Genomic DNA, 19,314 nt, shown 5'->3' on the forward strand with positions numbered 1-19,314 from the left:
GGCCGGGTGGGTCGCCAGGAGTTCGGCGGGCCGTAACACCGGTGTTACGGCCGGCCGGGCAGGATGAGCGGGTGGACAAGCAGACGGAGTTCGTGCTCCGTGCCATCGAGGAGCGCGACGTCCGGTTCGTCCGGATGTGGTTCACCGACGTGCTCGGTTTCCTGAAGTCGGTCGCGATCGCGCCGGCCGAGCTCGAGGGGGCGTTCGCCGAAGGCATGGGCTTCGACGGCTCGGCCGTCGAGGGCTTCGCGCGCGTCTACGAGTCGGACATGATCGCGCACCCCGACCCGTCGACGTTTCAGATCCTGCCCTGGCGCGACAGCAGCCCGGCGACGGCGCGGATGTTCTGCGACATCTCGATGCCCGACGGCTCGCCGAGCTACGCCGACCCGCGCTACGTGCTCAAGCGCGCGTTGGGCAAGGCCGCCGACCTCGGCTTCACCTTCTACACCCACCCCGAGGTCGAGTTCTACCTGTTCAAGGACCCGCTGCTGGCGAGCGTGACCCCGACGCCGGTCGACCACTCGGGCTACTTCGACCACACGCCGCAGAGCACCGGCAGCGACTTCCGCCGCAAGGCGATCACCATGCTCGAGCAGATGGGGATCTCGGTCGAGTTCTCCCACCACGAGGCCGGCCCGGGCCAGCAGGAGATCGACCTGCGCTACGCCGACGCCCTCTCGACCGCGGACAACATCATGACGTTCCGCGTCGTGGTGAAGGAGGTCGCGCTCAGCCAGGGCATCCACGCCTCGTTCATGCCCAAGCCCGCGACCGACTGGCCGGGCTCGGCGATGCACACGCACATGTCGCTCTTCGAGGGCGACAACAACGCCTTCTACGACGCCGGCGCGGAGAACCACCTCTCCAAGGTCGGGCGGCACTTCATCGCCGGCCTGCTGCGCCACGCGGCCGAGATCACCGCGGTCACCAACCAGTGGGTCAACTCGTACAAGCGCCTGGCCGGCGGCGGCGAGGCCCCGAGCTACATCTGCTGGGGCCGCAACAACCGCTCCGCGCTGGTCCGGGTGCCGATGTACAAGCCCAACAAGGGTTCGTCGGCGCGCGTCGAGCTGCGCTCGATCGACTCCGCGGCCAACCCGTACCTGGCCTTCGCCCTCACCCTCGCCGCCGGCCTCGCCGGGATCCAGGGCGAGTACGAGCTCCCCGACGGGGCCGAGGACGACGTCTGGTCGCTGACCGAGCGCGAGCGCAAGGCGCTCGGCATCGAGCCGCTGCCGCGCAACCTCGACGAGGCCATCCGCGCGATGGAAGGTTCCGAGCTGGTCGCCGAGACCCTGGGCGACCACGTCTTCGACTTCTTCCTGCGCAACAAGCGGGCCGAGTTCGCCGAGTACCGCCGTCAGGTCACGCCGCAGGAGCTCGAGCGGTTGCTCCCGGTCCTCTAGACGGGAGCGCGCCGCCCCACCCGTCGCCGCTCCAGCGCGAACCGCTGACTCCCGACGTCGAACCGGCCGATCTGGCCGTCGGGAGTCAGCGGTTCGTGAACAAGGGGCTGGCCGGGGGCCGTAGGCCGCCGGGGTTCGGTGGGCCGGGCAGGGCGAGGCCGGACGGGAGCCGGACGGACGTCAGCCCCTCGCTGGTTAGCGCAGAAGGAAGCGCCAGTCAGCTCCTCGAGGGCACTGAAGCGATCCAATCCGCCGCTGGCGCTTCCTTCTGCGCTAACCGACGAGCGGCAGCATCTCGGACAGGTCTGCGCGCAGGCCCGACGCGGCGACCCGGCCGGAGGCGAGGGCGTTCGCCCAGGACGTACGCCCGGTGGCCATGCGCAGGAACGTCGTGGCGTCGGTCTCGACGACGTTCGGTGGGGTGCCGCGGGTGTGGGTCGGGCCGGGGTCGAGCTGGCCGTCGCGGAGCACCGAGCACTGGACCGCGGCGTGCGGCGGGACCCGCACCTCCACCGAGCGTCCCGGGTAGCGGGTCGCCAGGACCTCGCACAGGCTGCGGCAGGCGACACCCACCGCGCCGCGGACCTGCGGGACGGGTGCGCGGTCGGGCAGCGAGCGCGACAGGTCGTCGGCGTGGACGACGAGCTCGACGGCTTGCGGACCGACCACGTCGGGCGGGAGCGGCGAGCCGTCGAGGCGGTCGAGCGTCTCGTCCAGCCGCTCGAGCAGGGCCGCGAAGGAGAACCGCTCCGCGTGCTCGAGCGCGCGACGGCGGCTGCCCTCGGCGGTGCCCGGTTCGGGACCCAGGCCGCCCGCCGTCCGCTGCAGGCCGAGGTCGAGGTGGGCGAGCAGCGCGTGCACGTCCCAGCCCTCGAGGACGGTGGGGCGGGTCGCGTCCTCGGGGGTCAGGTCGGCCAGCCAGTCGTGCAGCGCGCGGCCCTGCTCGACCAGCGCCTCGCCGGGACTCCGTCGCGCGCGCACCACCCGTCCATCCTCTCGTGCTCCCGCGAACCCGCTCCGGGCGCGTCGGCGGTCCGTACGATCGCCTGCGTGAGGACCGAGGCGTGAGGATCGAGACGGCGCAGGGGGCGCTCGCCCGGCGGGGCTTCACCGACGCGGCGACCGCGAGCCGTCGCGTGGAGTCGTGGTCGCAGCACCAGCTCACGCTGCTCGACGTGGTCGTCCGCGCGGCCGACCCGGACCTCACGCTCAGCACCCTCGACCGCCTCGACGACGCCGACCCGGGGCTGCTCGACCGGCTCGCCGACCGCCCCCGGCTCGCCGGCCACCTCGTCGCCGTGCTCGGCGCCAGCGTCGCGCTCGGCCAGCACCTCGTCTCGCACCCCGAGCTCGTCGAGGCCCTCGACGGGCCCCTGACCCGCACGTCGGCCGCCGATCTCCGCACCGAGCTCCTCCGCTCGGTGGGGGTGGACCCGGGCGCGGACGTCCCCGTCGCCACCGACCTGGTCGGCGACGGGCTGCGGCTGGCGTACCGGGCCGCGCTGCTGCGGATCGCCGCCCGTGACCTCTGCGCACCCGAACCCATCGAGGCCGTCGACGGCGTCGCCGACGAGCTGTCGGACCTCGCCGACGCGACGCTCGAGGCCGCGCTCTCGATCGCGCGGGCCAAGGCCGGCCCGGAGGCCGCGCACACCCGGCTCGCCGTGATCGCGCTCGGCAAGACCGGCGCCCAGGAGCTGAACTACGTCAGCGACGTCGACGTCCTCTTCGTCGCCGAGCCGGCCCGTGACGCCGACGGCGAGCCCCTCGTCCCGGCCGACCGCGCGGTCACCCTCGCCACCCGCATGGCCGCGGAGATGACGCGCATCTGCTCGGCCCACACCGCGGCCGGCACGATCTGGGAGGTCGACGCGGCGCTGCGGCCGGAGGGCAAGGCCGGCCAGCTGGTCCGCACGCTCGCCAGCCACGCGAAGTACTACTCGACGTGGGCCAAGACCTGGGAGTTCCAGGCGATGCTCAAGGCCCGGCCGGCGGCGGGCGACCTCGGGCTCGGGGGCGAGTTCGTCGAACTCGTCGCCCCGTACGTCTGGCGCGCGGCCGAGCGCGAGGGGTTCGTCCACGACACCCAGGCCATGCGGCGCCGGGTCGTGGCGCACATCCCGAAGCGCGACGCCGGCCGCGAGCTCAAGCTGGGAGAGGGCGGGCTGCGCGACGTCGAGTTCGCGGTCCAGATGCTCCAGCTCGTCCACGGCCGCGTCGACGAGTCGCTGCGCGTCCGGGCGACGCTCGAGGCCCTCAAGCTGCTCGTCGACGGCGGCTACGTCGGCCGGGAGGACGGCAAGACCCTCGCGCTCGCGTACCGCTTCCTGCGCGTCCTCGAGCACCGGATCCAGCTGTTCCGGCTGCGCCGGACGCACGTGCTGCCCGAGTCGGAGGAGGACCTGCGGCGCATCGGTCGCTCGCTGGGCTACCCCGACCCGGTGACCGAGCTGCTGTCGACCTGGCGGAACGTCGCCTCCGCGGTGCGCCGGCTGCACGAGCGGCTCTACTACTCACCGCTGCTCGAGGCCGTCGCCCGCATCCCCACCGGCGAGCTGCGCCTGACGACCCGCGCGGCGGAGGACCGGCTGCAGGCCCTCGGCTACGACGACCCGGCCGCCGCGCTGCGCCACATCGCGGCGCTGAGCCAGGGGGTCAGCCGCCAGTCCGGCATCCAGCGCCAGCTGCTGCCGGCCATGCTGGGCTGGTTCGCCGACGCCCCGAACCCGGACGCCGGGCTCTTCGCCTTCCGCCAGGTGTCGGAGGCCCTCGGCTCGTCCCCCTGGTACCTCCGCGCGCTGCGCGACGAGGGCGCCATGGCCGAGCGGCTCGCCCGCATCCTGGCCAGCAGCCGGTACGCCGTCTCGCTGCTGGCCCGCGCACCTCAGACGGTGCAGATGCTCGCCGGGGAGGAGCAGCTGCGCCCTCGTCCGCTCGCCGACGTCCGCAGCGAGATGCTGGCCGCCGCGCGCCGGCAGTCGAGCAGCGCCGCGGCCGTCGAGGCGATCCGGGCCATCCGGCGTCGCGAGCTCTTCCGGATCGCCGCGGCCGACCTGCTCGGCGAGATCGACGTGCTCCAGGTCGGCGAGGCGCTGACCGACGTCACGTCGGCCACGGTCCACGCCGCCCTGGAGACGCTGCGCGCCGACTCCGAGGCGCAGCCGGTGCCGCGCATCGCCGTCGTCGCGATGGGGCGCTGGGGCGGGCGCGAGATGTCGTACGCCTCCGACGCGGACGCGATGTTCGTCATGGCCGACACGATCCCGGGCGACGGCGGCGCCGACGGCGGAACGGTCGCCGACCCGGTGAAGGCGGGCGGGGCCGTGATCACCCAGCTCCGCAAGCTGCTCAGCCGGCCGGGCGCCGACCCGGCGCTGTCGGTCGACGCCGACCTGCGTCCCGAGGGCAAGGGCGGTGCGCTGATCCGCTCGCTCGCGGCGTACCGGAACTACTACTCGCGCTGGTCCTCCACCTGGGAGCTCCAGGCGCTGGTGCGCGCCGACGACCTGGCCGGCGACGAGGAGGTCGGGGCCGGGCTGATGGCCGAGATCGACCGGCGCCGGTGGCCCGAGGACGGCCTGTCCCACGCCCAGCTCGTGGAGATCCGCAAGCTCAAGGCCCGGGTCGAGGCCGAGCGCCTCCCGCGCGGCGCGGACCCCGAGCGGCACACGAAGCTCGGGCCCGGCGGACTGGCCGACGTGGAGTGGACGGTGCAGACGCTGCAGCTGCAGCACGCGCACCGGCTGCCCCAGCTGCGCTCGACCCAGACCATCGTGGCGCTGCGGGCGGCCCGGGACGCCGGCATCGTCGACGCCTCCGACGCGGGCCAGCTGGAGGAGGCGTGGCGCCTCGCGAGCCGGATCCGCAACTCGGTGATGCTCATGCGCGGCCGCGCGTCGGACTCGATCCCCTCCGACACCCGCGACCTCGCCTCGCTCGCCGAGCTCCTCGGCTACGGGCCGGGGGAGTCCTCGCACCTGCTGGCCGACTACCGCCGCGTCACCCGCCGGGCGCGCGCCGTGGTGAACCGGGTCTTCTGGGGCGAGGGGTAGCCCGCCTCAGCGGCCGCGCTCGAACCAGGCGCCCGTGATGAACGAGCGCCGCCGGGCCGCGCGCAGGGCGTCGCCGTACGCCTCGAGGGTCGCGGCGGCGGTGGTCGACCAGCTGAACCTGGACGCGTGCGCGGCCGCGTTCGCGCCGAGGCGCGCCCGTTCGGCGGGGTGGTCGAGGACCTCGGCCAGCATGTCGGCCCAGTCGTCGGCGTCGTGGCCGGCGACGAGCCGGCCGGTGTGGCCGTCGCGCACCGCGTGCCGCAGGCCGCCGACGTCGGTGGCGACGACCGGCCGGCCGCACGCCTGGGCCTCGAGCGCGACCAGCCCGAACGACTCGCTGTAGGACGGGACGCCGACGACGTCGGAGGCGCAGTAGTAGCGGAACAGCTCCGAGCGCTCGGCGTGCGGACGGAACTCGACGACGTCGCCCACGCCCAGCTCGGCGGCCAGCGGAGCGAGCGTGTCCGACCAGCCGGCGTCCGGGCCGCTGGCGCTGCCGATGACGATGAGCCGCAGGGTCTCGCGGCGGGCAGGTTCGCGCTCCACGAGGCGGGCGACGGCGCGGATCAGCACGTCGGGGGCCTTGAGCGGCTGGATCCGCCCGACGAACAGCACCACCTGCGCGTCCTGCCCGACCCCGAGCAGGTCGCGCGACTGCTGCTGGTCGCACGGGTGGAAGGTGTGCAGGTCCACGCCGGGCGGGACGACGGCGATCTGCCCCGGCCGCGCCCCGTACGCGCGCACGAGGTCGGCGGCCTCGTCCTCGGTGTTGGCGGTCAGCACCTCGGCGCCGGAGACGACCTGCGACTCGCCGAGGGCGCGCAGGTCGGGCTCGGTGACGCCCCCCTTCGGCCGGCTGCCGTTCTTCACCTTCGCCATCGTGTGCATGGTGTGGACGAGCGGCAGTCCGTGGCTGCGGCGCAGCATCAGCCCGACCATGCCGGAGAGCCAGTAGTGGCTGTGCACGAGGTCGTACGCCGACGCGACCGACTCCAGGGCGTCGGAGAACTCCGGCACCAGGTCGGGCAGGTCCTCCTTGGCCACCGGTGCCCGGGGGCCGGCGGGCACGTGCAGGATCCGCAGGTTGTCGCCGAGCTCGACGACCTCGGAGGGGGCGCTGCCGTCGTCGCGGGTGAAGACGTCGACGTGCAGGCCGCGCTCGGAGAGGCGGCGGGCGACCTCGGACACGTAGACGTTCAGGCCGCCGGCGTCACCGACGCCCGGCACCGCGAGCGGCGAGGTGTGCAGGCTGACCATGGCGACACGGCGCGGGTAGTCGACGGACACGTCCACGCCGCGTTCCCGTCTGCCCACCGGCCCGACGGCCGCCCCGTGCGGCCCGTGCCGCCTGACCTGGTCAGCCTAACGGGCCGCTGACCAGCAGCAGCGCCGCGAGCGCCAGCACCAGCCCGACGACCTGGAGCGGGCGCAGCCGCTCGCCGTCCACGGCCAGCGCCAGGAGCACCGTCGTCACCGGGTAGAGGGCCGCGAGCGGGGCGACGAGGCTCAGGTCGCCGTAGCGCGTGGCCACGAGGAACAGCGCGTTCGCCGACATGTCGAAGGGGCCGGCCACGCAGGTCCAGGCCAGCGACCGTCCCCGCGGCCAGCCCCCGGCACCGGGGACGGGGCCGCCGAGGACCCGCGTCGCGGCGACCAGCGCGGCGCAGACCCCGAGCGCCGCCAGCTGCGCGCTCCCGATCGGCCAGAGCCCCGCGTCGCCGCCCGGCGCGGCCTCGTTGGCGCGGGCCAGGAAGACGAAGAAGAGCGCGAACCCGACCCCGGCCGCGACGGCCATGGCGACCAGGCGCCCGGTGACGACCGAGACGGCGCCCGGCCGCGGTGGCGCGAGGCTGACCAGGGCGATCGCCACGAGCGCGCACACCACGCCGGTGAGGGCGACCGGGCTCGGCCGCTCGCCGCCGGCGAGCCCGACGACGACCGGGATGGCGGCCGAGGTCACCGAGGTGATCGGGGCGACCACCGTCATGGCCCCGCCGGACAGCGCGGCGTAGAAGACGACGACGCCGAACGCGCCGAAGGTCCCCGCGAGGGCGCCCCAGCCGAGGCTCGCGCCGTCGAGCGCGCTGGGCAGCAGCAGCAGGTAGAGCGCGAGCAGCGGCAGGCTCGCCAGCTTGGAGACCAGCACGACCGGCAGCGCGCCCGAGCGCTGCGTCGCCTTGCCGCCGGCGAAGTCGCCGACGCCCCACACCAGGCCCGACACCCCGGCGAGGACGACGAACAGCACCCGCAGACCTTAGAGGACCAGGTCGCGCACGCGCCCGGTCGCGCCCCGTCGCACCGGCCCGGTGTCTGAGGCCCGCTCTGCTGGGCAAACCCTCTAGGAACAACGATCGAGGACGAGGAGGAACCATGGCGAAGTCAGTCGCCACCGTGTGGGTGCCCGTGGACGACATGGACCGCGCGAAGAGCTTCTACGCCGACACCCTGCAGCTGCAGGTGACGAAGGAGACGCCGGACTGGAGCGAGATCGACGCCGGCAACCTCACCATCGGGCTCAACGCCCGCGAGGAGACCTCCGGCCACGCCGAGGGCGGTGCGGTGATCACCTTCACCCCGGAGGGCGGCCTCGAGGCCGAGGTCGAGCGGCTGGAGGCCGAGGGCGTGACGTTCCTCGGCGGGATCAGCGACCACCCGTGGGGTCGGATCGCCCCGTTCCGCGACTCCGAGGGCAACGACCTGCAGCTGTACGCCCCGCCGGCGGACTGAGACGGTGACGGGTCCGGTCCGGGCAGCGTCGCCCGGTCTGGTCCCGTGCCGCGGTCCCGCGACGCCCGCGACCGGCCGTTCTTACGGCTCCCGTGCCCGTCGGACGGCCCGGTGTAGCGTCGCCGCCGTGACTGCAGTGACGCAGATCGACACCAGGGGTGGTGGGCGGTGAGCGCCGCGCTCCGTACGCCCGAGGACGTCGTGCCCGGGCCCGACGGCCCCGCCGCGACGAGACCCGACGCAGGACGCCGAGCGCGGAGCCGCGAGGGCTGGGGAGCCCTCGTCTACCTGCTGCCCGCGCTGGTCGTCTTCGCCGCGTTCTTCTTCTTCCCGCTCGCGCGCTCGGTCTACCTGTCCTTCCAGCGCAGCGACCTCTTCGGGCGCCCGAGCGGCTTCGTGGGGTTCGAGCACTACGCCGACCTCTTCACCGACCCCGGCTTCGGCAAGACGCTGCTCGTGACCTTCGGCTTCGTCGTGCTCACCGTGGTGCCGAGCATGCTCGTCGGGCTCGTGCTGGCGCTGCTGCTGTCGAACCGCATCCGCGGCGTGCGCTTCTTCCGCACCGCCTTCGCGCTGCCGTTCGCCTTCTCGGTCGCGACCGCCGCCGTCGTCTTCGGCGTGATGCTCAACCCGGCGACCGGCGTGGTGAACGGCCTGCTGTCCTACCTCGGCGCCGGCCCCGTCGGCTGGCTCACCGAACCGACCACCGCCCTGCTCTCGGTCGCCATCACCTCGGTGTGGATGCAGGTCGGCTACAACCTGCTGGTGCTGTCGGCCGGGCTCGGCGCGGTGCCCGACGACGTGCTCGAGGCGGCCCGGCTCGACGGCGCCTCCGGCCTTCGGCTGCAGACCGGCGTCGTCCTGCCGCTGATCAGCCCGCAGCTGTTCTTCCTCGCGGTGACGGGGACGGTGCAGGCGCTGCAGAGCTTCGGCCAGATCCACATCCTCACCCGCGGCGGCCCGGACCGCTCGACCCAGACGCTCGTCTACTCGATCTACGACGTCGCCTTCGCCAACAACAACTCCAACTTCGGCGCCGGGTCTGCGCAGGCGATCGTGCTGCTCGTCGTCGTGCTGGCCATCACGGCCTTCCAGTTCGGCTTCCTCCAGCGGAAGGTCTTCTACGCCTGATGGCCACCGTCACCCCCACCGCCCCCGGGCTGCGCGCCGCCGCACCCGCGAGCCCCGGTCGCCGGCACCGTCGCGCGCGGGAGGGCCGTACGCCGGTCCTCACCTACGTGCTCCTCGCGCTGCTGTTCGTCGTGCTGCTCTTCCCCGTCTACTACGGCGTGATCGGCAGCTTCATGAGCCCGGCCGACATCAACACGTTCCCCGCCAAGCTCTGGCCGGTCGGCGGCTTCGTCGCCGAGAACTACGCGAACGCGCTCGACACGATCCCGCTGCTGCGGCAGTACCTGAACTCGCTGGCCGTCGCCGTGCTCGTCGTCCTCGGCCAGCTCCTGACCAGCGTGCTCGCGGCGTACGCGCTGGTGTTCCTGCGGCTGCGGGGGCGGCGCTTCTGGTTCGCCCTGCTGCTGAGCACGATGATGATCCCCTGGGAGGCGATCATCATCCCGAACTACCTGGCCATGGCCCAGCTCGGGCTGATCAACACCATCGCCGCCCTCGCCCTGCCGTACCTCGCCGCCGGCTTCGGGGTGTTCCTCGTGCGCCAGGCGTTCCTGACCTTCCCCATGGAGCTGCGCGACGCGGCCCGCGTGGACGGGGTCGGCAACCTCGGCTTCCTGTGGCGGATCCTCGTGCCGCTGACCCGCCCGACGCTGGCGGCGCTGGGGGTGTGGTCGTTCCTGTCGGCCTGGAACATGTACTTCTGGCCGCTGCTGACCACCCAGGCGCCCGAGAACCAGACGATCCAGATCGGCATCGCCCAGCTGCAGTCGGTCGACGCGAACGACCCGGGGATGGTCCTGGCCGGCGTGGTGCTGGCCCTGCTCCCGACGCTGGCGCTGGTGCTCTTCGGGCAACGGTTCATCGTGCGCGGCCTCACGGCGGGGTCGGGCCGATGAGCGCCCGCCGCTCCCCGGTCCGGTCGACGGGTCGCCGGGGCCTCGCGCTGCTGGGCGTCCTCGTGCTCCTGCTCGTGGCGGCCTGCGGCGGCGGGCGGCCGGAGGGCAACCTCGACGTGCCGGCCAAGGACGCGCTGGAGCGCGCCACCGGCGTCACGAAGGTCACCTTCTGGCACTCGATGGACGCCAGCAACGGGGTCGCGCTGAACACGCTCGTCAGCCGCTTCAACGACGCGCACAAGGGCAAGATCGAGGTCAGCGCCGTCTTCCAGGGCGACTACGACACGGCGATCACGAAGTACAAGGCGTCCGTGCAGTCGAGCACGACGCCCTCGATCATCCAGATCTACGACATCGGCACGCAGTTCATGGTCGACTCCCACGAGGTCGTGCCGGTCGCCGGGTTCGCGAAGCGCGACGGCTACGACCTCGGCGTCATCCAGAAGAACATCGCGGGCACCTACACCGTCGATGGCACCCAGTGGTCGATGCCGCTGAACAGCTCCGTCCCGCTGCTCTACTACAACAAGACCGCGTTCAAGGCGGCCGGGCTCGACCCCGACAAGCCCCCGCAGAACCTGGACGAGATCCGCGCCGCGGCCGAGAAGCTGAGCAAGGTCGACGGCGGGCCGGTGGCGTACGGCTTCGGCGCGGCGATCTACGGCTGGTACCTCGAGCAGCTGGCGGCGACGGCGGGCGAGGAGTTCTGCGACCACGAGAACGGGCGTACGGGGCAGCGCGTGACCGCCGCCGACTTCTCCTCGCCGACGATCGTGGCCGCCGTCCGGTGGTGGCAGCAGATGGTCGCCGACGGGCTGGCCGTGAACACCGGCCGGGTCAGCAAGGACGCGCAGGACGCGTTCAAGGCCGGGCAGACCGCGATGACCTTCGAGTCCACCGGCCAGGTCAAGGGCTTCACCGCGGCGTCGCAGGGCAAGTTCGAGCTCGGCGCCGCACCGTTCCCGGTGCTGAGCGGGTCGGAGGCGCCCGGCAACGGGCCGTCGGTCGGCGGCGGGAGCCTGTGGATCTCCGGGCCCGGGCACAGCGAGGCCGAGAAGGAGGCGTCCTGGGAGCTGGCGCAGTTCCTGGCGCAGCCCGACTCGCAGGCGTTCTGGCACACCCAGACCGGCTACTTCCCGGTGAACCAGGCGGCGCTCGACGAACCGGAGGACAAGGCGTTCGTGGCGAAGAACCCGCTGTTCACCGTGGCGATCGACTCCCTGAACCGCACGAAGGTCTCGCCCGCGACCACCGGCTGCGCGGCTGGCCCGATGCCGCAGATGCGCAAGGCCCTCGAGGACGGCCTCGAGCGGGCGCTGATCGGCAAGGACGTCGCGACCTCGCTGCGCAAGGTCCAGGAGAACGTCGCGGAGTCCGTCGAGAGCTACAACGAGTCGGTCGGCGGGGACTGACGGGCCCGGATCAGCACGACAGCGCGGGCCCGTGGGGCCCGCGCTGCCGCGGAAGAGAAGTGCCGCCCGGCAGACGCCTCTCGGCGAGTGGCCGCTCGTGGCGGCTATGGGTGAAGCCCGGGGGTCATGCACCGGGCGGCACGAGACACAACCGTAGCCGAGGTCGGCGCTATTCCCCGGGGCCCGGCGAGCTTTTCGCCATTTCACCCCCGTAGGGGTGGTCGGTTGGGGAAGAGCTCACCGAGGGCTCAGCCGAGCAGCGCGAGCAGCTCGCCCCAGCTCCCGACGAGGGCCACGACGCCGACCGCGGTGAGCTGCTCGCGGCGCTCGTCGCGCTCGGCGGCCTGCACGAACTGCAGGTTGCCGACCGTCGGGATGCCCGCCGCGACCGCCGCGGTGGCGCCCGTCGGGGAGTCCTCGACCGCGACCGCCTGCTCCGGGCGCAGGTGGAGCGCGTGGAGCGCGTACGTGTAGATCGCGGGGTCGGGCTTGCTCGTCGGCACCGGCAGCGAGTCCTCCGCGCTGAAGCGGCGCTCGGGCGGGAAGAAGTGGGCCATCCCGGTCACCTCGAAGCACGCCTCGATGCGGCCGTCGGCGCTGGAGCTGACGGCCGCGACGCCGTACCGCTCGGCGAGCCGGGTCAGCGGTTCCAGGACCGCCGGGTCGGGGTGCAGGGCGGTGCGGAGGTGCGCGGTCACCGCCTCCCGCTCGGCGTGGACCAGCTCCTCGAGCTCCGCGGGCGTGGGCTCGGCGACGCCGTGCTCGCGGGCCAGCGCGGCGAGGATGGTGCGGTAGCTGCGACCCGTCGCCGCGAGGCGGAGCTCCTCCGACCCGTACCGGTGGGCCACCCCGTGGTCGGCGAGGAAGCGGTTCGTCACCTCCACCGAGGCCTCGAAGGCCGGCTCCTCGGAGGGGAAGAGGTTGCCGTCGGCGTCGCACAGCACGACCCGGGTCCCGGACAGCGGGGGCAGGGGCTCGGTCACCGGGCGAGCCTACGGGTCGACCCGGACGCCGCTCGGCGTCGCCGCGGCGCTGCCCCCCCGGGCTGTCGGGGCAGAACCCTGCGGAGCGTTCCGCGTCACAGCCTCGCGCGGTGTGCGGGGTGCAGCCGCGGGGTACAGGGGGATCCGAACGGCACGGCAGCGCGGCGGTGCACAGACACCGTCGAAGGAAGCCACTTCGTGCACCTGCTCGTCCCTGCCCCGGCACACGCTCGGGCGGACCTCCGATGACCGGCATCAACGCGCTCGGGGCACGGTGGCTCCGCCTCGGACTGCCCATCGTGGTCGTCCCCGAGGCGTGGGAACCCGCCCCGGCTCCCCGCGCAGTCGTGGGCCTCCGCGTCGCCTGCCCGCACTGCACCAACACCGACACGCTCAGCCGGCACTGCCGCGACAACCGCTGCGGCTGGGTCAGCTGCACCTGCGGCGCGCTCGTCTACTCCCGGCGCCGCCACCGCCACCCGCGGCACGGCAGCAGCCGCGACACCTGCCACGACCCGGCCGCCGCGGCCTGAGCCGTGGCGGTTCGCTGAAGATCGACCATTCGATGAGGACGACGCCCTCGGGCTGAGCGTGGACAACACCTCCGGCCCTCATCGAGTGGTCGATTTTCAGCAGGACGCCCCGAGACAGACGGAGGCCCGCCGCACCGGGACGGTGCGACGGGCCTCGGCCTACGAGCAGGGTGTCGATCAGACGTCGTAGTAGAGCTCGAACTCGTGCGGCGTCGGGCGCAGGCGGATGGCGTCGATCTCGGCGCGCTTCAGCTCGACCCAGGTCTCGATCAGGTCGGGGGTGAAGACGTCGCCGCCCAGCAGGAACTCGTGGTCGGCCTCGAGGGTGTCGAGGACGCCGCCCAGGCTGTCGGGGACCGTGGGCACGTTCGCGTGCTCCTCGGGCGGCAGCTCGTAGAGGTCCTTGTCGACCGGGGCCAGCGGCTCGGTCTTGTTCTGGATGCCGTCGATGCCGGCCATGAGGATCGCCGCGAACGCGAGGTACGGGTTCGACGACGGGTCGGGGCAGCGGAACTCGACGCGCTTGGCCTTCGGGTTGGAGCCCGTGATCGGTATCCGCATGGCGGCCGAGCGGTTGCGCGAGCTGTAGACCAGGTTCACCGGGGCCTCGAAGCCGGGCACGAGCCGGTGGAACGAGTTCACGCTCGGGTTGGTGAACGCGAGGATCGAGGGCGCGTGGGCCAGGACGCCGCCGATGTACCAGCGGGCCAGGTCCGACAGGCCGCCGTAGCCGGCCTCGTCGTAGAACAGCGGCGTGCCCTCGTTCCAGATCGAGCTGTGCACGTGCATGCCCGAACCGTTGTCGCCGAAGATCGGCTTGGGCATGAAGGTCGCGGTCTTGCCCGCGGCCCACGCCGTGTTCTTGATGATGTACTTGAACTTCTGCACGTCGTCGCCCGCGGCGAGCATCGTGTTGAAGCGGTAGTTGATCTCCGCCTGGCCGGCGGTGCCGACCTCGTGGTGCGCGCGCTCCACGGTCAGGCCCGAGCTCTCGAGGTTGAGCGTCATCTCGTCGCGCAGGTCGGCGAAGTGGTCGACCGGCGGGACGGGGAAGTAGCCGCCCTTGTACTTGACCTTGTAGCCGCGGTTGCCGCCCTCCTCGATGCGCCCGGTGTTCCAGGCGCCGGCGACGGAGTCGATCGAGTAGTAGCCGGTGTTCTGCTTCGTCTCGAAGCGCACGTCGTCGAAGACGTAGAACTCGGCCTCGGGCGCGAAGAACGCGGTGTCACCGATGCCGGTGGAGGCCAGGTAGTTCTCCGCCTTGCGCGCGATGTTGCGCGGGTCGCGGCTGTACGGCTCCTTGGTCAGCGGGTCGTGCACGAAGAAGTTCAGCGCGAGCGTCTTGGTCTTGCGGAACGGGTCGATGAACGCCGTCGTCGGGTCCGGCAGCAGCGCCATGTCGGACTCGTGGATCTTCTGGAAGCCACGGATGGAGGAGCCGTCGAAGGCCAGGCCGTCGCTGAACACGGCCTCGTCGAACGAACCCGCCGGCACCGTGAAGTGCTGCATCTGGCCGGGCAGGTCGCAGAACCGGATGTCGACGATCTCGACGCCCTCGTTCTTGATGTAGGCCAACAGGTCGTCGGCGCCTTGGAACATCTGTCCTCCGGGTTCTCGACGCGCGGGCGCGCGTGCACGGGTCGGGCTGGCCCACGGCGGGGCTCTCGCGAGCGATCATGGGCAGGCTCTCACGGGCGCCAACCTCACGCGCCCCTGGGTTCTGAAGTTAGGGATGTGGGGTTGCCGCAGCGTTTCTGCTTTGTTCCGCTGGCGTAACACGGAGCGCGTACGAGCCGGCGGGTACCGTCGAGGGGTGGCTCGAGGGACCGATGCGGTGGCCGGGACGGGTGGCGCGGCCCAGCCGGAGCCGTACCCCGGAGAGCGGATCGGGCTGCCCCGCGAGGGTCGCGGCTCGCTGGCGACGTGGGGCGCGCGGATCGTCGCGCTGCTGCTCGACTGGGTGATCTGCACCGTGATCGCCGTGCTGTTCTTCGGGACCCGGGTGCTGACCGCCGACGGCTGGACCTCGTGGATGACCATGGTCACGTTCTTCGTGCAGACGACGGTGATGGTCGCTCTCGCCGGCGCGAGCGCGGGCCAGCTGCTCTGCCGTCTCGCGGTCGTGCGGCTCGACGACCAGCCGGTCGGCTTCCTCCGCTCCGCGCTCCGCGCCGTCATGGTCTGCCTCGTGCTGCCCGCCGTCGTGATCGGCACCGACCGGCGCGGGCTGCACGACCTCGCCGCCGGCACCGCGGTCGTCAACCGCCGCTGAACCTTTCGTCGCCACGCCGCGTGCGCCACGATGGGCGCGAGCAGGAGGGGCGCGGGCAGGAGAGCGGATGAGCGACGCGTACGAGCAGGTCGAGGTGGGCTCGGCGGCCGAGCTGCGCGCCTGGCTCGAGGAGCACCACGCCTCCTCGCCGGGGATCTGGCTCGTGACCGGGAAGAAGGCCGCGGGGGAGCGCTACGTCGCGTACGAGGACCTCGTGCGCGAGGCGCTGTGCTTCGGCTGGATCGACGGTCAGGCGCGACCGCTCGACGAGCTCCGGTCGCAGCAGCTGCTGACCCCGCGCCGACCGCGCAGCGGGTGGTCGCGGCCGAACAAGGTCAGGGTCGCCGAGCTGGAGGCCGCCGGGCGGATGGCGCCGGCGGGTCGCGCGGTGGTCGAGGCGGCGAAGGCGTCGGGCACCTGGACGGCGCTCGACCTGGTCGAGGACCTGGTCGAGCCGCCTGACCTCGCCGCCGCCCTCGACGCCGAGCCGGGCGCCCGGCAGCACTGGGACGCCTTTCCGCGCTCGGTGAAGCGGGCCGCGCTGGAGCAGGTCTACGGCGCCAAGCGCCCGCCGACGCGGGAGAAGCGCATCGCCACGACCGTCGCCCTCGCCGCCGAGAACCGGCGTCCGGGCGTGTGGACGCCGCCGACCAAGCGTGAGCCCCTGAGCTCGTCGGAGGGCTCCGACGCTCCCTGAGCCTGTCGAAAGGCGCGGGACGGGCCGGGGTCGGGGCCGAGGACGCTGACCTCTTCGAGGCCCCCTTCGACAGGCTCAGGGCACCGCTTCGACGAGCTCAGGGAGCGTTGTCGGGCAGCGTCAGGTGACCGTGGAACGCTCGCGGAACCGGGGCTCCGCGTACGCACGGGAGTCGAGCACGTCGGCCAGGACGTCCACCGCGTCCCAGACGTCGACGAACCGCAGGTAGAGCGGCGTCAGGCCGAAGCGCATGCAGTCCGGCTCGCGGTAGTCGCCGACGACGCCGCGGGCGATGAGGGCCTGGACGACGGCGTACGCGTCGGGGTGCGCGAGCGTGAGGTGGCTGCCGCGGCGGTCGTGCTCGCGGGGCGTGACGAGCCTCAGCGGGTGGTCGCCGCAGCGCTGCTCGACGAGGTCGAGGAAGAGGTCGCCCAGGGCCAGCGACTTGGCCCGCACCGCGGCGAGGTCGGCACGGGCGGCGATCTCGAGGCCGCACTCGACGAGGGCGAGCGAGACGACCGGCTGCGTGCCGGCGAGGAACCGGGCGACGCCCGTCGCGGGCTCGAAGGTCGGCTCCATGGCGAACGGGCGGGCGTGGCCCCACCAGCCGGGCAGGGCGGAGGTGCCGGATCCCGCGTGCCGCGGGTGGACCCAGAGGAACGCCGGCGAGCCGGGCCCGCCGTTGAGGTACTTGTACGTGCAGCCGACGGCGAGGTCGGCGTCGGCGCCGGTCAGGTCGATCGGCAGCGCGCCGACGGAGTGCGCGAGGTCCCAGACGACCAGGGCACCCGCGGCGTGGACCCGGGCGGTGACGTCGGCCAGGTCCCACAACGCGCCGGTGCGGTAGTTCACGTGGCTGAGCGTGACGACGGCCGGCCCGTCGGCCAGGGCCGCGTCGAGCGCGTCCGGGGAGTCGAGGAGCCGGAGCTCGTGCCCGCGGCCGAGGAGCTCGGCCAGGCCGGCGGCGACGTAGAGGTCGGTGGGGAAGTTGTCGCGCTCGCTGACGATCACGCGGCGCCCCGGCGCCCGCTCGGCCTGGATGGACAGGGCCGCCGCGAGCGCCTTGAACAGGTTGCCCGTCGTCGTGTCCGTGACGAGCGTGGTGCCCGGTGCGCCCCCGATCAGCGGCGCGAGCCGGTCTCCCAGGCGACCGGGCAGCTCCCACCAGCCCGCCGTGTTCCAGCTGCCGATGAGGTCCTGGCCCCACTCCTCCTCGACGACCTGCGCGGCGCGGGCGGCGGCCGCCCGCGGGCGTGCGCCGAGCGAGTTGCCGTCGAGGTAGACCACGCCCTCGGGCAGGACGAACTCGTCGCGGAACGCGGCCAGGGCGTCCTGGGCGTCGCGGCGGTCGCAGTCCTCGCGGCTGGTCACCCGACGAGCTCGGCGGCCTCGAGCCAGGCGAGCTCGAGGTCGTCCTTCTCCGCCATGGCCGCGTCGAGCTCGCGCTGCAGGTCGGCGAGCTTGCCGTAGTCGGCCGCAGCCTTGGCCATCTGGTCGTGCAGCGTGGCGATCCGGCGGTCGACCTTGCCGATCTGCGACTCCACGCGCGACATCGTCTTGCGGGCGGCGCGGAGGTCGGCGCTGGCGCTCGGTGCGCCCGAGGCGGGTCCGCTCGGCAGGTCGCCGGCGGCGGCCCGCTGACGACGCACCTCGAGGTACTGCTCGACGCCGCCCGGCAGCAGGACGCAGGTCCCGTCGCCCATCAGCGCGTACGTGACGTCGCAGACCCGCTCGAGGAAGTAGCGGTCGTGGCTGACCACGACGAGCGTGCCCGGCCAGCCGTCGAGGTAGTCCTCGACGACGTTCAGCGTGTCGATGTCGAGGTCGTTCGTCGGCTCGTCGAGGAGCAGCACGTTCGGCTCGGCGAGCAGCAGGCGCAGCAGCTGCAGCCGGCGACGCTCCCCGCCGGAGAGGTCGTCGAGCCGCGTGGTCAGCTTGTTGCCGGTGAAGCCGAAGCCCTCCAGCAGGCTGCTGGCCGTCACCTCCTTGCCGGTCGCGACCTGGACCTGGCGCCGCACGCCCTCCACCGACTCGAGCACGCGCTCGGAGCCGGTGAGGCCGCCGAGCTGCATCAGCGTCTGCCCGAGGTGGCCGACGTTCAGGGTCTTGCCCTGCTTGACCGTGCCCGAGGTGGGCTGGGCCTCGCCGGTGAGCAGGCGCAGCAGCGACGTCTTGCCGGCGCCGTTCACGCCGACGAGGCCGATCCGGTCGCCCGGACCGATGGACCAGGTGAGGTCCTCCAGCAGCACCTTCGGCGGGTGCCCGACCTCCAGGTGGACGTGCTTGAGGTCGAAGACGTCCTTGCCGAGCCGGCTCGTCGCGAAGCGCTGCAGCTCGAAGCGGTCCCGGGCTGGCGGCTCGTCGGCGATGAGGGCGTTGGCCGCGTCGATGCGGAACTGCGGCTTGGACGTGCGCGCGGGCGGGCCGCGCCGCAGCCACGCGAGCTCCTTGCGCAGCAGGTTCTGGCGGCGGGCCTCGTTGGCGCTGGCCTGCCGGGCCCGCTCGGCGCGGGCGAGGACGTACGCCGCGTAGCCGCCGTCGTACGCGTCGACGCGGGCGTCGTGCACCTCCCAGATCCGGGTGCAGATCGCGTCGAGGAACCACCGGTCGTGGCTCACCACGAGCATCGCGACGGAGCGCTGCTGGAGGGCGTTCAGCGCGTCGGCGAGCCAGGCGACGGCCTCGACGTCCAGGTGGTTCGTGGGCTCGTCGAGGACGAGCAGGTCGTGGTCGCCCAGGAGCAGCTCGGTGAGCGCGACGCGGCGGCGCTCGCCACCGGAGAGCGTGGTGAGCTCGGTGTCGAGGTCGACGTCGGCCAGCAGGTGCTCGACGACCGAGCGAGTACCGGCGTCGGCCGCCCAGACGTGGTCGGGCTCGCCGTCCACGATGATCGAGCGGACCGTGGTGCCCGGGGGGACGTCGTCGGTCTGGTGCAGGTAGCCGACCGAGACCCGACCGGTCTGGGTGACGCGGCCCGAGTCGGGCTCGGCCTCGCCGGTCAGGATCTTGAGCAGGGTGGTCTTGCCGTCACCGTTGCGCCCGACCACCCCGATGACGTCGCCGCGGGACAGGCCCAGGCTGACGGAGTCGAGGAGCGTACGGGTCCCGAAGGTGATCGTGAGACGTTCGGCGTTGACGAGGCTGACCATGACCGGCCCAGTCTTCCACGTCCACGAGGTGGGTCGGGGGTGCTGACAACGTG

16 protein-coding genes are annotated in these 19,314 nt (G+C 73.0%); 9 read left to right on the plus strand and 7 right to left on the minus strand.

The genetic code is table 11. From position 1 onward, the window contains the following. The first annotated feature begins 71 nt into the window (after window positions 1-71). Entirely contained in the window at window positions 72-1,409 is a 1,338-nt protein-coding gene (locus BMY04_RS16315) for a glutamine synthetase family protein (RefSeq protein WP_091183282.1), read from the plus strand. A 273-nt stretch (window positions 1,410-1,682) separates the two neighbouring features. Here the strand turns inward: BMY04_RS16315 and BMY04_RS16320 are convergent, their stop codons facing one another. Further along, the gene (locus BMY04_RS16320) at window positions 1,683-2,393 is read right to left on the minus strand and encodes a maleylpyruvate isomerase family mycothiol-dependent enzyme (protein WP_091183286.1); all 711 of its coding nucleotides are present in this window, start codon (window positions 2,391-2,393) and stop codon (window positions 1,683-1,685) included. A gap of 80 nt (window positions 2,394-2,473) precedes the next feature. Between BMY04_RS16320 and BMY04_RS16325 the strand changes: the two genes are divergently transcribed. Further along, window positions 2,474-5,461: a bifunctional [glutamine synthetase] adenylyltransferase/[glutamine synthetase]-adenylyl-L-tyrosine phosphorylase gene (locus BMY04_RS16325; protein WP_091183290.1), complete on the plus strand. Its 2,988-nt coding sequence runs from the start codon at window positions 2,474-2,476 to the stop codon at window positions 5,459-5,461. Between the two features lie 6 nt (window positions 5,462-5,467). On the opposite strand, the gene mshA is transcribed toward BMY04_RS16325, so the two are convergent. Next, entirely contained in the window at window positions 5,468-6,754 is a 1,287-nt protein-coding gene (mshA, locus tag BMY04_RS16330; RefSeq protein ID WP_232506452.1) for a D-inositol-3-phosphate glycosyltransferase, read from the minus strand. 64 nt (window positions 6,755-6,818) lie between these two features. Further along, window positions 6,819-7,706: an EamA family transporter gene (locus BMY04_RS16335; RefSeq protein WP_091183293.1), complete on the minus strand. Its 888-nt coding sequence runs from the start codon at window positions 7,704-7,706 to the stop codon at window positions 6,819-6,821. A gap of 125 nt (window positions 7,707-7,831) precedes the next feature. Between BMY04_RS16335 and BMY04_RS16340 the strand changes: the two genes are divergently transcribed. The 4 genes from BMY04_RS16340 to BMY04_RS16355 all read left to right on the plus strand — a co-directional run bounded on the left by BMY04_RS16340 (window position 7,832) and on the right by BMY04_RS16355 (window position 11,627). Further along, on the plus strand, window positions 7,832-8,188 hold the full coding sequence (locus BMY04_RS16340; protein ID WP_091183297.1) for a VOC family protein: 357 nt from the start codon (window positions 7,832-7,834) through the stop codon (window positions 8,186-8,188). Between the two features lie 168 nt (window positions 8,189-8,356). After that, window positions 8,357-9,319, plus strand: coding sequence for a carbohydrate ABC transporter permease (locus tag BMY04_RS16345; protein WP_232506453.1), 963 nt, complete (start codon window positions 8,357-8,359; stop codon window positions 9,317-9,319). Beyond that, window positions 9,319-10,215, plus strand: a complete 897-nt coding sequence (locus tag BMY04_RS16350) for a carbohydrate ABC transporter permease (protein WP_091183300.1) — start codon at window positions 9,319-9,321, stop codon at window positions 10,213-10,215. Before BMY04_RS16345 ends, BMY04_RS16350 begins: the two co-directional genes overlap by 1 nt. After that, window positions 10,212-11,627: an ABC transporter substrate-binding protein gene (locus BMY04_RS16355; RefSeq protein ID WP_091183303.1), complete on the plus strand. Its 1,416-nt coding sequence runs from the start codon at window positions 10,212-10,214 to the stop codon at window positions 11,625-11,627. The genes BMY04_RS16350 and BMY04_RS16355 overlap by 4 nt, the downstream gene beginning before the upstream one ends. Window positions 11,628-11,875: 248 nt before the next feature. Here BMY04_RS16355 and BMY04_RS16360 read toward each other — a convergent pair whose 3' ends face one another. Then, complete coding sequence (locus tag BMY04_RS16360; protein WP_091183305.1) at window positions 11,876-12,610, minus strand: HAD family hydrolase; 735 nt, start codon at window positions 12,608-12,610, stop codon at window positions 11,876-11,878. A 245-nt stretch (window positions 12,611-12,855) separates the two neighbouring features. On the opposite strand from BMY04_RS16360, the gene BMY04_RS16365 reads away from it, so the two are divergent. Continuing rightward, window positions 12,856-13,143 (plus strand): hypothetical protein, encoded by a 288-nt coding sequence (locus tag BMY04_RS16365; RefSeq protein ID WP_091183308.1) that lies wholly within the window; start codon window positions 12,856-12,858, stop codon window positions 13,141-13,143. 177 nt (window positions 13,144-13,320) lie between these two features. Here BMY04_RS16365 and glnA read toward each other — a convergent pair whose 3' ends face one another. Then, on the minus strand, window positions 13,321-14,742 hold the full coding sequence (gene glnA / locus BMY04_RS16370) for a type I glutamate--ammonia ligase (protein ID WP_091183310.1): 1,422 nt from the start codon (window positions 14,740-14,742) through the stop codon (window positions 13,321-13,323). 214 nt (window positions 14,743-14,956) lie between these two features. On the opposite strand from glnA, the gene BMY04_RS16375 reads away from it, so the two are divergent. Next, window positions 14,957-15,415 carry an RDD family protein gene (locus BMY04_RS16375; protein ID WP_232506454.1) on the plus strand — a complete coding sequence of 153 codons (459 nt, stop codon included), beginning with the start codon at window positions 14,957-14,959 and terminating at the stop codon, window positions 15,413-15,415. Between the two features lie 67 nt (window positions 15,416-15,482). Continuing rightward, window positions 15,483-16,112 (plus strand): YdeI/OmpD-associated family protein, encoded by a 630-nt coding sequence (locus BMY04_RS16380; protein ID WP_091183318.1) that lies wholly within the window; start codon window positions 15,483-15,485, stop codon window positions 16,110-16,112. 120 nt (window positions 16,113-16,232) lie between these two features. Here BMY04_RS16380 and kynU read toward each other — a convergent pair whose 3' ends face one another. Continuing rightward, window positions 16,233-17,483, minus strand: coding sequence for a kynureninase (gene kynU, locus BMY04_RS16385; RefSeq protein ID WP_091183321.1), 1,251 nt, complete (start codon window positions 17,481-17,483; stop codon window positions 16,233-16,235). Next, a complete protein-coding gene (locus BMY04_RS16390) occupies window positions 17,480-19,261 on the minus strand; it encodes an ABC-F family ATP-binding cassette domain-containing protein (RefSeq protein ID WP_091183323.1) in 1,782 nt (593 codons plus the stop codon). The genes kynU and BMY04_RS16390 overlap by 4 nt, the downstream gene beginning before the upstream one ends. Between the last annotated feature and the right edge of the window lie 53 nt (window positions 19,262-19,314).

Source organism: Microlunatus flavus (assembly GCF_900110855.1).
Lineage (GTDB): Bacteria > Actinomycetota > Actinomycetes > Propionibacteriales > Propionibacteriaceae > Microlunatus > Microlunatus flavus.

Excerpts from the sequence above, each read along its gene's own strand:
- BMY04_RS16340 (WP_091183297.1), top strand. The coding sequence starts at position 7,832 with ATGGCGAAGTCAGTCGCCACCGTGTGGGTGCCCGTGGACGACATGGAC.
- BMY04_RS16390 (WP_091183323.1), bottom strand. The coding sequence starts at position 19,261 with ATGGTCAGCCTCGTCAACGCCGAACGTCTCACGATCACCTTCGGGACC.
- BMY04_RS16355 (WP_091183303.1), top strand. The coding sequence starts at position 10,212 with ATGAGCGCCCGCCGCTCCCCGGTCCGGTCGACGGGTCGCCGGGGCCTC.
- glnA (WP_091183310.1), bottom strand. The coding sequence starts at position 14,742 with ATGTTCCAAGGCGCCGACGACCTGTTGGCCTACATCAAGAACGAGGGC.
- BMY04_RS16350 (WP_091183300.1), top strand. The coding sequence starts at position 9,319 with ATGGCCACCGTCACCCCCACCGCCCCCGGGCTGCGCGCCGCCGCACCC.
- BMY04_RS16380 (WP_091183318.1), top strand. The coding sequence starts at position 15,483 with ATGAGCGACGCGTACGAGCAGGTCGAGGTGGGCTCGGCGGCCGAGCTG.
- BMY04_RS16365 (WP_091183308.1), top strand. The coding sequence starts at position 12,856 with ATGACCGGCATCAACGCGCTCGGGGCACGGTGGCTCCGCCTCGGACTG.